At 61.2% G+C, this 11925-nt stretch carries 13 protein-coding genes; 7 read left to right on the top strand and 6 right to left on the bottom strand.

The window, feature by feature from the left end; translation table 11 throughout:
• Nucleotides 1-18: 18 nt before the first annotated feature.
• Nucleotides 19-807 (bottom strand): spermidine synthase, encoded by a 789-nt coding sequence (locus AAY24_RS11015; RefSeq protein WP_199930351.1) that lies wholly within the window; start codon nucleotides 805-807, stop codon nucleotides 19-21.
• A 134-nt stretch (nucleotides 808-941) separates the two neighbouring features.
• Here AAY24_RS11015 and AAY24_RS18540 point away from each other — a divergent pair, with 134 nt between their 5' ends.
• Together AAY24_RS18540 and AAY24_RS11005 are read left to right on the top strand one after the other, a co-directional pair.
• Nucleotides 942-2282 (top strand): DUF2868 domain-containing protein, encoded by a 1341-nt coding sequence (locus tag AAY24_RS18540; protein WP_052761199.1) that lies wholly within the window; start codon nucleotides 942-944, stop codon nucleotides 2280-2282.
• A gap of 2 nt (nucleotides 2283-2284) precedes the next feature.
• On the top strand, nucleotides 2285-3673 hold the full coding sequence (locus tag AAY24_RS11005) for a DUF3482 domain-containing protein (RefSeq protein WP_046859717.1): 1389 nt from the start codon (nucleotides 2285-2287) through the stop codon (nucleotides 3671-3673).
• A 34-nt stretch (nucleotides 3674-3707) separates the two neighbouring features.
• On the opposite strand, the gene AAY24_RS11000 is transcribed toward AAY24_RS11005, so the two are convergent.
• Nucleotides 3708-3920 carry a hypothetical protein gene (locus tag AAY24_RS11000; protein WP_046859716.1) on the bottom strand — a complete coding sequence of 71 codons (213 nt, stop codon included), beginning with the start codon at nucleotides 3918-3920 and terminating at the stop codon, nucleotides 3708-3710.
• Between the two features lie 312 nt (nucleotides 3921-4232).
• On the opposite strand from AAY24_RS11000, the gene AAY24_RS10995 reads away from it, so the two are divergent.
• The 3 genes from AAY24_RS10995 to AAY24_RS10985 are packed head-to-tail and all read left to right on the top strand — an operon-like array spanning nucleotide 4233 to nucleotide 6515.
• Nucleotides 4233-4523, top strand: coding sequence for a PepSY domain-containing protein (locus AAY24_RS10995; RefSeq protein ID WP_046861236.1), 291 nt, complete (start codon nucleotides 4233-4235; stop codon nucleotides 4521-4523).
• A 1-nt stretch (nucleotide 4524) separates the two neighbouring features.
• Nucleotides 4525-5193, top strand: coding sequence for a response regulator transcription factor (locus tag AAY24_RS10990; protein ID WP_046859715.1), 669 nt, complete (start codon nucleotides 4525-4527; stop codon nucleotides 5191-5193).
• A complete protein-coding gene (locus AAY24_RS10985; protein WP_046859714.1) occupies nucleotides 5190-6515 on the top strand; it encodes a sensor histidine kinase in 1326 nt (441 codons plus the stop codon). Before AAY24_RS10990 ends, AAY24_RS10985 begins: the two co-directional genes overlap by 4 nt.
• A gap of 5 nt (nucleotides 6516-6520) precedes the next feature.
• On the opposite strand, the gene AAY24_RS10980 is transcribed toward AAY24_RS10985, so the two are convergent.
• On the bottom strand, nucleotides 6521-6781 hold the full coding sequence (locus tag AAY24_RS10980) for a WGR domain-containing protein (protein ID WP_046859713.1): 261 nt from the start codon (nucleotides 6779-6781) through the stop codon (nucleotides 6521-6523).
• 176 nt (nucleotides 6782-6957) lie between these two features.
• Here AAY24_RS10980 and AAY24_RS10975 point away from each other — a divergent pair, with 176 nt between their 5' ends.
• The gene (locus AAY24_RS10975) at nucleotides 6958-7557 is read left to right on the top strand and encodes an EF-hand domain-containing protein (protein ID WP_052761198.1); all 600 of its coding nucleotides are present in this window, start codon (nucleotides 6958-6960) and stop codon (nucleotides 7555-7557) included.
• A gap of 69 nt (nucleotides 7558-7626) precedes the next feature.
• Here AAY24_RS10975 and AAY24_RS10970 read toward each other — a convergent pair whose 3' ends face one another.
• The gene (locus tag AAY24_RS10970; RefSeq protein WP_234422159.1) at nucleotides 7627-8277 is read right to left on the bottom strand and encodes a c-type cytochrome; all 651 of its coding nucleotides are present in this window, start codon (nucleotides 8275-8277) and stop codon (nucleotides 7627-7629) included.
• A gap of 245 nt (nucleotides 8278-8522) precedes the next feature.
• Between AAY24_RS10970 and AAY24_RS10965 the strand changes: the two genes are divergently transcribed.
• On the top strand, nucleotides 8523-9941 hold the full coding sequence (locus AAY24_RS10965) for a class I adenylate-forming enzyme family protein (RefSeq protein ID WP_046859711.1): 1419 nt from the start codon (nucleotides 8523-8525) through the stop codon (nucleotides 9939-9941).
• A 36-nt stretch (nucleotides 9942-9977) separates the two neighbouring features.
• On the opposite strand, the gene menC is transcribed toward AAY24_RS10965, so the two are convergent.
• Entirely contained in the window at nucleotides 9978-11045 is a 1068-nt protein-coding gene (gene menC, locus AAY24_RS10960; protein ID WP_046859710.1) for an o-succinylbenzoate synthase, read from the bottom strand.
• On the bottom strand, nucleotides 11045-11914 hold the full coding sequence (locus AAY24_RS10955) for a 1,4-dihydroxy-2-naphthoate polyprenyltransferase (RefSeq protein ID WP_199930350.1): 870 nt from the start codon (nucleotides 11912-11914) through the stop codon (nucleotides 11045-11047). The genes menC and AAY24_RS10955 overlap by 1 nt, the downstream gene beginning before the upstream one ends.
• Nucleotides 11915-11925: the final 11 nt, after the last annotated feature.

Here is an 11925-nt window from a genome sequence, read left to right as displayed (position 1 = left end):
CGGGCCTGCCGATGGTCCTCAGTCTGTCCGGCGTGAACAGCGAAAGGCCAGTCGATTCTCATGCAGCAGTGCCCGGGCGTGTCTTTGTAGCGGGATGTCCATGAGCTTTCCCGATACTTCCGCCGCCTGAATAAACCGTTTGCCATGCAGTCGTGGTATGCCGGCATCAAAAGCGAAGGCGATGCAGTTGCCATCCGGTATGCTCAGGGTGACCACTTGTTGATCGAAGACGTTCTGTAACGCCTCATTGAGGGCGTGGCTGGTGAGTGGGCTCTTCAGCCAGTAGTTGGCGACCAGGATGCCGCCCGGTTTCAGTGCGCTGCGGCAGGCGGCCAGGAACTGCTGCTGGGCCTGCAACTCGTTCATTCCGTCACTGACATAGAGATCGGTCAGCAGCAGGTCGGTAGGGAGCGGGTGATGGCTCAGGTACTCCCAGGCGTCTTTGTGGTGCAGGCGCAGCCGCCTCTCCTCGGGCAATGCAAACCACTCCCGGGCCAGCTCCACCACCCGGGGGCGCAGTTCTACCGCATCGATCCGGCAGAGGGCATAGTGGGTGAGTACCGCTTGGACCAGTGCGCCGGCACCCAGTCCCAGCAGAGTGCAGTGGGTGGCGTTGGGCGCCAGCAGGAATCCGAGCATCATCACCTGGGTATAGGGATGGCAGAGCCGGGCCGGCTGGTGAATATCGATGCAACTCTGTTCGATCTGGTTGCCGAAACAGAGCATGCGCCGATTACTCTCCTGATAGACCGATAGGCCTCCCCACTCGTCCCGGCAGTGGTACAGCAGTTCTCCGTTGTGGGGCATGGTTGGTCTCGAGGCTGGAAAGATGCCGGCCATGGTAACAGTCGGCGCAACAGGCTGGAATCATTCATGCCCTGTGATAACCTGCCCGTTATGGTGTCGAATCAATCCATATCAAGGTCCGCCAAACCGATCACATGAACATCTGGGAAAAGAGCCTGTTGCTGATGCGCCTGCGCCGGCGACTGGAGAGCGAACGCTCCATCGACTGGCAGACCCTGCACAAACGGGATCGGAGCTGGGCCCTTACACAGCCCCGGCAGTCAGCCTGGCAGCTTTTGCAGGGTTGGCTGGGGCAGTGGGAAGGGATGCCCCGCGGGGGGATCAATCTGTCTGTTTTTGGTGCCTCTGCCATGGCGCTGGTGATCGGTTTTGTCCTGATGTCCGGGCTGCTTGCGTTTCAGCCGTTTCAACGTATCAATCTGCTCTGGTTTATCGCCTTCGCAGTGGTGTTGCCTTTTGCCTGGTGGTTGCTGGCACTCTTTTTTACCTCCGCACAGGTGCCGTTTCCCCTGCGCACACTGGTTATGCACCGCCTGCTCCCGGGGGAGGTGCCGGCCGGGTTGACAGCCTTGCTGAAGCCGACCCTGATCGCCCTGGGTCAGCAACTGTCACTGCTGTTCTCATTGGGTATGTTGATCGCCTTTCTGCTCTATCTGTTGATGACCGACCTCGCCTTCGGCTGGTCCTCGACCCTGGATCTGGGCAGTGGGCTGGTGCACCGGATCACCAGCCTGCTGGCCTGGCCCTGGTCGACAGTCTGGCCGGCGGCGGTCCCGACGGTGGAGTTGATTGAGCAGACCCACTACTTCCGTGCCGCCCCGCTGGCGGTCGAGCAGCCGGCCCTGTTCGGCCAGTGGTGGCGCTTCCTGCTGATGTGCCTGCTGGTCTACGTGTTGTTGCCGCGCCTGGTTACCACCGCCCTGGCGCGTCTGCGCCTGAGCCGGATGCTGGTGCGGGTGCGGGATCGTGATGCCCTGATCAGCGGCCTCTGGCAGCGTCTCACCACCGGCCTGGTGGACCAGGAGATGGAGTCGGTGGAACAGCGGGAGGGCGACAATCCAGCCACCGAAATGGAGTCCCTCACGGGCCATTACGGGCAGATCGTCTGTTGGGGTATCTGGCCCGAAGAACTGATCAATCCGTTGCGTGCACAACTGGTGGGCGGAGGGGCCGGGACCCGGTGGATTGAAGTGGAGAGCTCCACCGCCCCGGAGTCTGTCCAGGCGTCCCTCGCCAACCTCCCGGACCAACCCCTGCTGCTGCTCTGCAAAGGGTGGGAACCGCCCACGGGTGAGCTGGCCGATCTCTGCCAGTTGCTGGCGCAACAGCGCAGCCGCCTGTTTCTCTGGCCGGTGCCGCTGGAGGGAATGGCCGCTGCGCGCCAGAGCCAGCTGATTCAGTCATGGAAATCGTTTATGCGACAGATACCGGACCGGGTGCACCTGGTCAGTGAAAATGTGCCCGGCCGGAGCTGACCATGGCTGACTATCCGATCCTGGCAGTGGTGGGACACCCCAATAAGGGCAAGTCGTCGGTGGTGTCCGCCCTGACCCAGAACGACCAGGTGCATATATCGCCCCTTTCCGGCACCACCCGGGTGGCTCAGCACTTCAGTCTCAAGCTGGATGGAGAGACCGTGTTTGAGTTGGTGGACACGCCCGGTTTCCAGCGCGCCGCCAAATGCCTGGCCTGGTTGAGGGTCGAGGAGTTACCGGCGGATCAGCGGCCCGCCCGGGTGGCGGAATTCGTTGAACAGTTCAGGAGTTCCGGCCAGTTCTTTGACGAAGTGGAGTTGCTGAAACCGATTGTGGCTGGCGCCGGGATCATCTACGTGGTGGACGGGTCGTTGCCCTACAGCCCGGAGTATGAGACGGAGATGGAGATCCTGCGCTGGACCGGTCGGCCGCGGCTGGCTCTGATCAACCCGATCGGGGGCGATGCCTACGTGGCCCAGTGGCAGCAGGCGCTGAACCAGTATTTCAGCCTGGTGAAGCAGTTTGACCCGTTGCACGCCAGCTTTGACCAGCATCTGCAACTGCTGCGCAGTTTCGGTGAGCTGGATTCCCGGCCGGGCCGGATATTTGATCAGGCGATCGAGCAGCTGGAGCAGTATCGCCGGCAGAAACTGGAGCAGGCTGCCCGTATCCTGGTGGAGAATCTCTACCGGTTGCTCACCTATCAGCAGTCCAGCAGCCGTCTGGAGCAGGCTGCCCGGGAGCAGCTGCCGGAACTGCTGCCGGCCGAGATCAGCCGCTTCAACCAGCACCTGAACTGGCTGGAGCGGGACGGTCAGCAACAGCTGGAGGCGCTGTTTCTCTACCATCGACTGGAGTCCGATCTGGCCCGGCTGGAGGTGCGCCAGAGTGAGTTGATGGATGAGTCTCAGTGGACGCTCTGGGGGCTGGAGAAAAAACAGCTGGTGTTGGTCAGCGCTGCGGCCGGCGCCACCCTGGGGCTGCTGGCGGATGCGGGGCTGGGTGGCAGTTCTCTGTTTGCCGGCGCGATCGGGGGTGGCGTGCTGGGGGGAGTTTCGGGCTGGCTCGGGCTGGACTGGTTCAAACAGCAGTTGCCAGCCTGGCTCCAGTTCAGCGCTGAGCAGCATCTGTTAGGGCCGGTCAAAGATCCCAACTTCGCATTTGTCATCCTGGGACGGGCCCTGAGTCACGCCCGGGCCATGCTGGCCCGCAGCCATGCCGACCGGGAGCGTCTGACGATTCACCAGGCGGGCGATCATTTCATGCAGTCACTGGAGATGAAAGTCCAGATCCGCTTGTTGAAACAGTGTAAACAGCTGGTCAGGCAGGGGCCGCAGGGCCAGGCGGCGGAACAGTTGCGGGCCTGGATCTACCAACAGCTGACCGCCTAGCCCGATGAGATAGTCCCGCCAGGCGGTACCCGGGTCAGCGATGATAAGATACCGTCTCGATCGGTTTATGGCGTTGAATGATCTCTATCACTTCGTTTTGGATATCGTCCGGTATCATGATTTTCAGTTCGGTATGCGCGTCGTCAGCGAACATCTTTTCCCGTTCGATACCGTTGGCCAGGAGATCTTCCATGGTGTTACGGATAGTCTCCATCGAGGTGAAAGTACTGGTTATAGTGGTGGTCATGGTTAGCTCCTACTCCGGATGAGCGGGGCCACATCATCGTGTTACTTCAAGAGGTGATGCGCTCCTAAAGGTGAAGTTTCAGGGCTGCATAAACAGAAGCTTAGATCAGGCCCGGTACACTTACCAGATCGGCCGCAGAAAATACCTCCGGTTACGGAGGATAAACCGGTTTGATCGGTCAGCTTTCAGCTTCAGTTCAGCTGTCCGGGCTATTCTTAATCCTAGATAAAACTGGCAAGGCCTGCCCGCTGCAGAACTTTCGGGATGCCGATTGCCCGCGCCCCGCGCAACCTGCGGGAGAGAGGTGATGTGATGAAACGAATAGTGATAGCTCTGGCGCTGTTATTGCCCCTGTGGGTGGTTGCGGATGGTGATCATGAACGGGCCAAGGCGCTGTTTGAGTCGGGTGAAATCCTGCCCCTGGAGGAGATTCTGAAAAATGTCCGTGCCGAGTATCCCGGTCGTCTGCTGGAGATCAAACTGGAGCAGAAGAAAAAGAGTGTAATCTATGAAGTGGAACTGCTGGATGAGCAGGGCAAAGTGTGGGAATTGAAGCTGGATGCGGTGACCGGTGAACTGCTGAAGCGCGAGCAGGACGACTGAGATGCGCTTGTTGCTGGTGGAAGATGATGTGGAACTGGTCGCCCGACTGAAACCGGCTCTGAAACGGGCCGGGTTTGCCGTCGATGTGGCGGACAACGGCATTGATGGCCAGTTCATGGGGGAAGAAGAGCCCTATGATGTAATAGTGCTGGATCTGGGTTTGCCGCAGCGACCGGGCCTGGAGGTGCTGGCCAACTGGCGGGAGCAGGAGATTCCGGTGCCGGTTCTGGTGCTCACTGCGCGGGATGCCTGGCATGAACGGGTGGATGGATTCAAGGCGGGTGCGGATGACTATCTGGGTAAGCCGTTTCACGTAGAAGAGCTGGTGGCGCGCCTGCTGGCCCTGGTGCGTCGCAGTGCCGGCCAGCCGGCGCACACACTGAAACAGGGCGGCCTGCAACTGGATGAGGCGCACCAGCAGGTGATTCTGACCGATGGCAGGGCTGTGGATCTGACCGGCACCGAGTTTCGCTTGTTACGCTACTTCATGCTGCATCCGGGGCAGATTCTCTCCAAGACGCGCCTGACCGAGCATGTCTATGATCAGGATTTCGATCGTGACAGTAATCTCATCGAGGTCTATATCCGTCGTTTGCGGGAGCGCATTGGCCGGGAACATATTGAAACCCGGCGTGGGCAGGGCTATCTGTTCAAAGGGGACGTGGAGTGAAGTCCCTGGGCTATCAGCTGCGATTGGGACTGGCAGCCGGTCTGGTGGTGCTGTTCGGCGTGATGTGGTGGGGTGGTATTCAGGCGATCCACAGCCTGACGGACCATTTTGTCGCCTCCCGCCTGGAGCACGATGCCGAGGCGTTGCTGGCCGCCATGCGGCTGGACGGTTCAGGTCGGCCCCTGGTGCGCTGGCGCCGGGTGGATGCCATCTATGAACAGCCCCTCTCCGGTCACTATTACCAGATCAGCTTTCCGGACGGCAGAAAAGTCAGTTCCCGCTCCCTGTGGGATCAGCAGCTGGATATTCCGCAGTTTCCCCCGGGCAGTCAGGGACAGTGGCGCATGGAAGGCCCGGCCGGTCAGGACCTGCTGGTGTGGGCTGCCGGTTACGACAAGCAGGGGCAGGTTTTTTCGGTTGCGGTGGCGGAGGATATGTCGCCCCTCAACCAGCGCGTCACACAGTTCGAGTGGCTGTTTGTCGCCCTCACCCTGGGGATTACGTTGCTGCTCTTTTTCGGCCAGCAGATGATCGTGAACAGCGCAATGGGGCGATTGGAACGGGTTCGGGAGGATATGGCACGCCTGGAGCGGGGTGAGGTTGACACCCTGACCACCGATGTGCCGCTGGAAGTGGAACCGTTGGTGGCGCAGTTCAACCATCTGCTGCAGCTGTTCCAGCAGCGCCTGGAGCATTCCCGTAAGGGGTTGGGAAACCTGTCCCATGCCCTGAAGGGGCCGATCAATCTGCTGCAACAGCAGATCGATAGTGAAGAGATGGAGTCTCACGGCGAGCTGAAAAGGGCCATGGCTCTGCAATTGACCCGGGTGCGTCAATTGATGGAGCGGGAGATGAAGCGGGCCCGGCTGGCCGGGTCGGGCATCTCCGGCGGGCGTTTCAATGCAGCCCGGGAGATGCCTTCGCTGGTGCGGGTATTACGCCAGATCTACCACGAAAAAACGCTGCAGATCGACAGTAGGGTACCGGAGTCCGGCGGGCTCTCGGTCGACCGGGAGGACATGCTGGAACTGCTGGGTAACCTGCTGGATAACGCCTGTAAATGGGCCGTTGGCCAGGTACGCTGCACGATAGAGCAGCAGGATTCAATTGTTATCGAAGTGGAAGATGATGGCCCCGGAGTGTCGCCGGAGGCGTTGACCCGGCTGGCGGAACGGGGTGTGCGTATTGACGAGTCGGTGGATGGTCACGGGCTGGGACTGGCGATTGCCAAGGATATGGTGAAACTCTACGGTGGGGAGATCTCCTTCATGCTGTCACCCGATCTGGGCGGTTTGAAGGTGCAGATCAGACTGCCGCAGTAGTCGCCTCAGTTGCTGGATTCGTATGGGATCCCTTCGCGAAAAACCACCCGGTAGCCCCGTTTCAACTGCATATCCCGCCGTTTGATCAGGGTGCGTTCGGCCGCTTCCCGATCTTCGAAATGCTCTTTGGTGACCTGACCCCGGGCACCTTGAATGCCGGACTCCCGCACCAGGTTCCAGCCACCCAGCAGATCGGGTTGCAGATGCAGATGGTAATAGCGGAGCGGTTGCTCCGGTGCGTGCAGGGTCTGCATGTAGATGCGCATGGTGTTCGAATTCGGCTGGCTGTAGGTTGACGGGTTACTTATCTGCCCAGTTGTAGAGCATTTAGCCGAAAGTTTACAGTTTTTTCAATATGCCGGATATTTTCAGCCTGGTTTCAGTTGACAGGGGTAGGCTTTAAATCAAGAGAGAGCAGTACACAGATAGAAGGAGCAAGGCAATGAAGACCAACAAACGTATGATGACATTGGCAATAGCAATAACCGCCCTGTTGGGTGCCGGTGTGTTGATGGCTGCCGGGCCGATGGCTCCACCGGGACCGATCCCTTTCAGCGATTATGATTCCAACGGGGATGGCCGGATCAGCGTGGATGAGTTCTATGCGGCCAGAAATGCCCGCATAGCCGAACAGGCCAGGAAGGGCGGCATGATGCGCAATGCAGGTAACGCACCGGCGTTTGAACAGTTCGACATCGATGGAGATGGTTACCTGAGTGAAAACGAGTTGCTGAAGGGGCAGTTGTCCCAATTGCAGGAGAACCGCATGAACCGACCGATGGGTGGTCCGGGCGGTCCGGGTGGTCCCGGTGCCCGCCCCATGGCGAGCTTCAGCGACTTCGATAGCAACAGTGACGGCGTGGTGACTCCGGAAGAGTTCGACCAGACCCGTGCCGCCCGTCAGGCGGAGAAGGCGACGCAGGGTTATCCGATGCGGAACGCCGCATCGTCCCCCAGTTTTGCTACCTTTGACAGCAACGGGGATGGTGTCCTGACACCGGACGAGTTTGTACCCCGCAGTCGCAACCGTCTGCAACAGTAACCGGATGCCTGTCGTCCATACCAGAGAGCCCGGCGGAAGCCGGGCTCTCTGTTTGTTGTTGTGAAATGGTCAGTCATCCACGGTGGAGAGATAGGCGAAGATGTCCGTCAACTCCTGGTCGGTGAATTCATCCAGCAGCTCTTCTTCGGGATCGTCCGGGTCATGGATGCGCTGCTTGGTGCGTAGCTGTTTTACCTGACGCCAGAGATAATTGGTGTACTGCCCGGCCAGCATGGGTACCGCCTTTTTATGGTTTCCCCAACCCTCCTTGCCATGGCAGGAGTCGCACTCCTTGTTATAGATCTTTCTGCCTTTTTCAATATCCCCTGGCGCCCGGGGGATCTGCATGATCTTTTTTGAAGCCAGCAGACGGGCATAGGCGTCAAAACCGGGCGCGGACTCATCGACCGGCGGCAGGCGGGTCTCGAGGGTGATCTCGGAGAGGTAACGGGCGATGTCACGCATATCCGATTCAGGCAACTGACGATGGTCCACATACTCCACCATGGCCAGGTTTTTTCGCTTCCGGTCACGGAACAGGCGTAGCTGGTCAAGTATGAATCCGGCCGGTTGGGTCGCCAGTCGGGGATACTCGCCATCCTTCCCTCCCTGGCCGAATTCTCCATGACAACCAGCGCAAAGCTCATTGATCTCTTCCCCGTTATCTGGATCATAGTCGTGCTCCTGCGCCGGCAGTGGGAGACTCAGGACGAGCAGCACGAGAGTTGCAAATCTGATTGGCGCTGTTTCAAAGGACATGGATGGTAATTTCTCAAAAATTAGGCGGCAAACCTGTAAATGGGGGTCGTAAGTCGAAAACAGGGCCGTACACTGACGGCCCACGGTTGGGCCGTATTGGAACAGAAAACGGCTGGCTTTTATGTTGATCTTGATCAAAACAGGGTGTTTTCCATGATTTTGTCTGCTTCCGACCATTCGAAACACCACTCCCCGGGGAGACCGCAGTGACCCTTGCGCCTGCACCGGCCGATTGGCTGCTGGAGAAAAGCCAACAGATCCCCCGAGGTGTAGCGCTCACCGGTGAGCAGACACTCTCCTATGAAGAGCTGGAGTCGCAGACGAGTCGTCTGGCGGCGGGGCTGACGACCCAGGGGGTGCGGCATGGTCAGATTGTGGCGGTGCAACTGGAGTCCGCGGAGCAGCTGGCCCGGCTCTTTTATGGGACGCTGTATCTGGGTGCCACCTTGCTGCCGCTGGACCCCGCTCTGGAGCGGGGGCGTCGGGACCGGTTGCTGGCCACAGTAGGGGCGCACTGCCTGATCGCCCGGTCGCCGTCCAGCGCCACCGGCGTGGCCTGGATCGATCCGGCAACGCCGCTGGTGAAGGCAGGTGACGGAGTGGCCGCCTGTACGCCCCGACCCCTGGCAGGGGATGGGATACAGTTGATCATTGCCACCAGCGGCACGACCGGGGAGCCCAAGGGAGTGCAGTTGAGTGCGGCCAACCTGGCGGCCAGCGTGGTGTCCTCTGGGCAGCGGTTGGAGCTTCACGGGGATGATTGCTGGCTGGCCTGCCTGCCCCTGTTTCACATCGGGGGGCTGTCGATCCTGCTCCGTTGTCTTGCCGCTGGTGCCCGGGTGCAACTGGAGGAGGGATTCGACCCGGAGCGGATCTGGCGACAGATCGTGCAGGGAGGCGTGACCCATATCTCCCTGGTGCCGGCCATGCTGGATCGACTGCTGCGGCAATCCGCCGGACAGACGCCACCGGCCACCCTGCGGGTGGTTCTGATCGGTGGCGGTCCCCTCTCAACCACCCTGGCACAATGGGCCCACGATGCCGGCTGGCCGCTCTGTGTCAGTTATGGCCTGAGTGAAACCGCCTCCCAGTTTGCCACCGACTGCTCGCCTCGAGCCGGGCTGGTCGCCGGTCGGGTTGGGCTTCCCCTGACCGGTTACGAGGTGGCGATCGGTGCGGCCGGCCGGATCCGGGTGCGTGGCCCGGCGGTGATGCGGGGTTATGCCAATGTCGCCGGCGTGCTGGGGCAGGGTTTGACCCAGGGCTGGTTCGAGACCGGTGATCTGGGCCGCCTGGACGAACAGGGCCGGCTGACAGTGATCGGGAGGGTGGATGATCTGTTGGTCAGTGGGGGTAAGAATGTCCACCCTGCGGAGGTGGAGGAGCGACTCATGCAGTGTCCCGGAGTGGTGGAGGTCGGCGTGGCCGGTCGGCCGGATCCGGTCTGGGGGGTGATCCTGGTGGCACTGTTCAACGGCGAGGTGACAGTGGAACAGCTGACCCGGTGGTCGCAGCAACTGCCCGGGCATCTGCGCCCCCGTCAGTTTATCCGAACCGGCAAACTGCCCCGTAACCGGATGGGAAAGCTCAACCGGCCGGCCCTGCTGGCTCTGCTGGACCAGTGATATTGTGAGTGCTCACTCACGGACAGCGATCGGCTGTCATCCGGCCTCTGGTTCGGGTACAAAGCCGGTGCCCGGAACGGCTCCCACCGTCACCTGACCATCGACAATCGCCGGTGGCGCGCCCAGGTTTCGGGAAAACCAGTCACTGGTGGCCAGTCCATGGGTGGCCGGCGTGGTCAGGGTGTCGGCCGCTGCTGCCAGATGGCAGAGTGGCCAGATTCCCGCGCTGCTCTCCAGGGTGCTGGTGATCACACAGCGGATGCCCGACCGGTGGGCCAGGCGGATCAGATCCAGCGCCGGCATCAGGCCGCCCAGGCAGGTTGGTTTGATAATGATGCGTCGGACCGGAATCGACTGCAGTTGCTGTCCCTGGATATAACCGGGCAGGGACTCGTCCAGGGCCAGGTCGAAGCGGGCCCGGGTCTGCAGCTGCGCCAGAGTCGCCCCGATGGGATGGCGCAGTGGCTCTTCCAGGCATTCGATGGGTAACGGGTTGAGCTGTTCAATCAGCTGCAAGGCCTCGGCATTCCGCCAGGCCCGGTTGGCATCCAGGCGCAGTTGTACTCCGGGGGGTAGTTGATCGCAAAGCTGGTGCAGCAGGTCCAGTTCCGTATGGATTGGCGCCAGGCCCAGCTTCAGCTTGAGTGTGGCGTAGCTGGCGGCGATGGCGGTATGGGCGCGTGTGGCGGTCTGCGGATCCAGTCCGCCAATGGCGGTGTTGAGTCGGATTGCCTGCCCTGGTGAACCGCCGAGCAACTCATAGAGGGGAACTGCCTGCTGTTGCGACTGCAGATCCAGCAGCGCGGTTTCGAGACCACAACGGGCCGCCGGATGGTTACCGGGTTGGGGTAGCTGGCTGCGGGCCTGGGTCGGGGTTTCTCCGGTCAGCCTGGCGAATCGGCTCAGCAGCCAGGAGCGGGCCTGGGGCAGGGTTTCGGTACCGGCGGCCGGCAACGGGGCGGCATCGCCATGGCCGCTGCGACCGGACTGGTCAGTGATACGGATCAACCAACCCTGCCGCGACTGCCAGCGGCCCACGGCGCTGGCCCAGGGGCTGGTCAGGGGGAGTCGATAAGGCAGCAGCGTGGCATCGACAATCTGCATCAGAGCAGCAGTCCAACACTCAACAGGCCGCCGTAGAGCAGTTGCAGTTTGGCGGTATTGGCCAGAATGGCGTTGAACCCGCGCCCCAGGGGCTCCCGGGAGAAACGGTGCAGCAGCCAGAGGGCGAACGGCAGGCAGAGCACCACCAGCCAGCTGCCGTTAAAGCGGTGATTGAACAGGATCGGCAGGGCAAAAGGCAGGATCAGCAGCAGCACGTAGAGCTGCCGGGCCCGTTCCCTTCCCAGGTAGTGGACCAGGGTCAGCTTGGCGGCCCGTTCATCGGTTTCCAGATCCCGATAGTTGTTCACCAGCAGCACGGCGGCGGCCAGCAGCCCGACCGCGGCGGCACTGAACAGGGTGTCCAGGGAGAGCGCGCCGGTCTGCAGGTAGTAGCTGCCGCCCACCGCCAGCAGACCAAAGAAGATGAATACAAACAGCTCACCAGTGGCGCTGTAGGAGATCGGCCGGGGGCCGCCGGTATAGGTGTAGCCCGCCAGCAGGGAGAGCAGGCCGATGATGACAATGGGCCAGCCACCGACCCAGGCCAGGTAGATGCCGAAAGCGAAGGCAGCGCCAAAACTGATCAGGGCGGCCCGTTTTACCTGGCCAGCACTGAACCACCCTTCGGCCGTGGCCCGTTCCGGACCGAGCCGGTCCGGGGTGTCGGCACCCCGTTCAAAATCGGCAGCGTCGTTATACAGATTGGTACCGATCTGGATCAGAATGGCGGCCGCCAGGGCCGCCAGGGCCGGCAGCCAGAGCAGTTGTTCCAGCTCGGCCCAGGCGAGGGCGCTGCCCACCAGCACCGGTACGACGGAGATGCCCAAAGTCTTTGGGCGGATGGCCAGCAGCCACTGTTTTATCTGCATGTCTGGATTCA

The sequence above is a fragment of the Sedimenticola thiotaurini genome, from assembly GCF_001007875.1.
Lineage (GTDB): Bacteria > Pseudomonadota > Gammaproteobacteria > Chromatiales > Chromatiaceae > Sedimenticola > Sedimenticola thiotaurini.
The sequence above is the reverse complement of the archived record's forward strand: the minus strand, read 5'-3'. Positions and strand labels throughout refer to the sequence as shown.

What these genes read in the sequence shown, in the direction of transcription:
- AAY24_RS11015 (WP_199930351.1), bottom strand. Translation starts at nt 807, where the DNA reads ATGCCCCACAACGGAGAACTGCTGTACCACTGCCGGGACGAGTGGGGA.
- AAY24_RS18540 (WP_052761199.1), top strand. Translation starts at nt 942, where the DNA reads ATGAACATCTGGGAAAAGAGCCTGTTGCTGATGCGCCTGCGCCGGCGA.
- AAY24_RS11005 (WP_046859717.1), top strand. Translation starts at nt 2,285, where the DNA reads ATGGCTGACTATCCGATCCTGGCAGTGGTGGGACACCCCAATAAGGGC.
- AAY24_RS11000 (WP_046859716.1), bottom strand. Translation starts at nt 3,920, where the DNA reads ATGACCACCACTATAACCAGTACTTTCACCTCGATGGAGACTATCCGT.
- AAY24_RS10995 (WP_046861236.1), top strand. Translation starts at nt 4,233, where the DNA reads ATGAAACGAATAGTGATAGCTCTGGCGCTGTTATTGCCCCTGTGGGTG.
- AAY24_RS10990 (WP_046859715.1), top strand. Translation starts at nt 4,525, where the DNA reads ATGCGCTTGTTGCTGGTGGAAGATGATGTGGAACTGGTCGCCCGACTG.
- AAY24_RS10980 (WP_046859713.1), bottom strand. Translation starts at nt 6,781, where the DNA reads ATGCGCATCTACATGCAGACCCTGCACGCACCGGAGCAACCGCTCCGC.
- AAY24_RS10975 (WP_052761198.1), top strand. Translation starts at nt 6,958, where the DNA reads ATGAAGACCAACAAACGTATGATGACATTGGCAATAGCAATAACCGCC.
- menC (WP_046859710.1), bottom strand. Translation starts at nt 11,045, where the DNA reads ATGCAGATTGTCGATGCCACGCTGCTGCCTTATCGACTCCCCCTGACC.
- AAY24_RS10955 (WP_199930350.1), bottom strand. Translation starts at nt 11,914, where the DNA reads ATGCAGATAAAACAGTGGCTGCTGGCCATCCGCCCAAAGACTTTGGGC.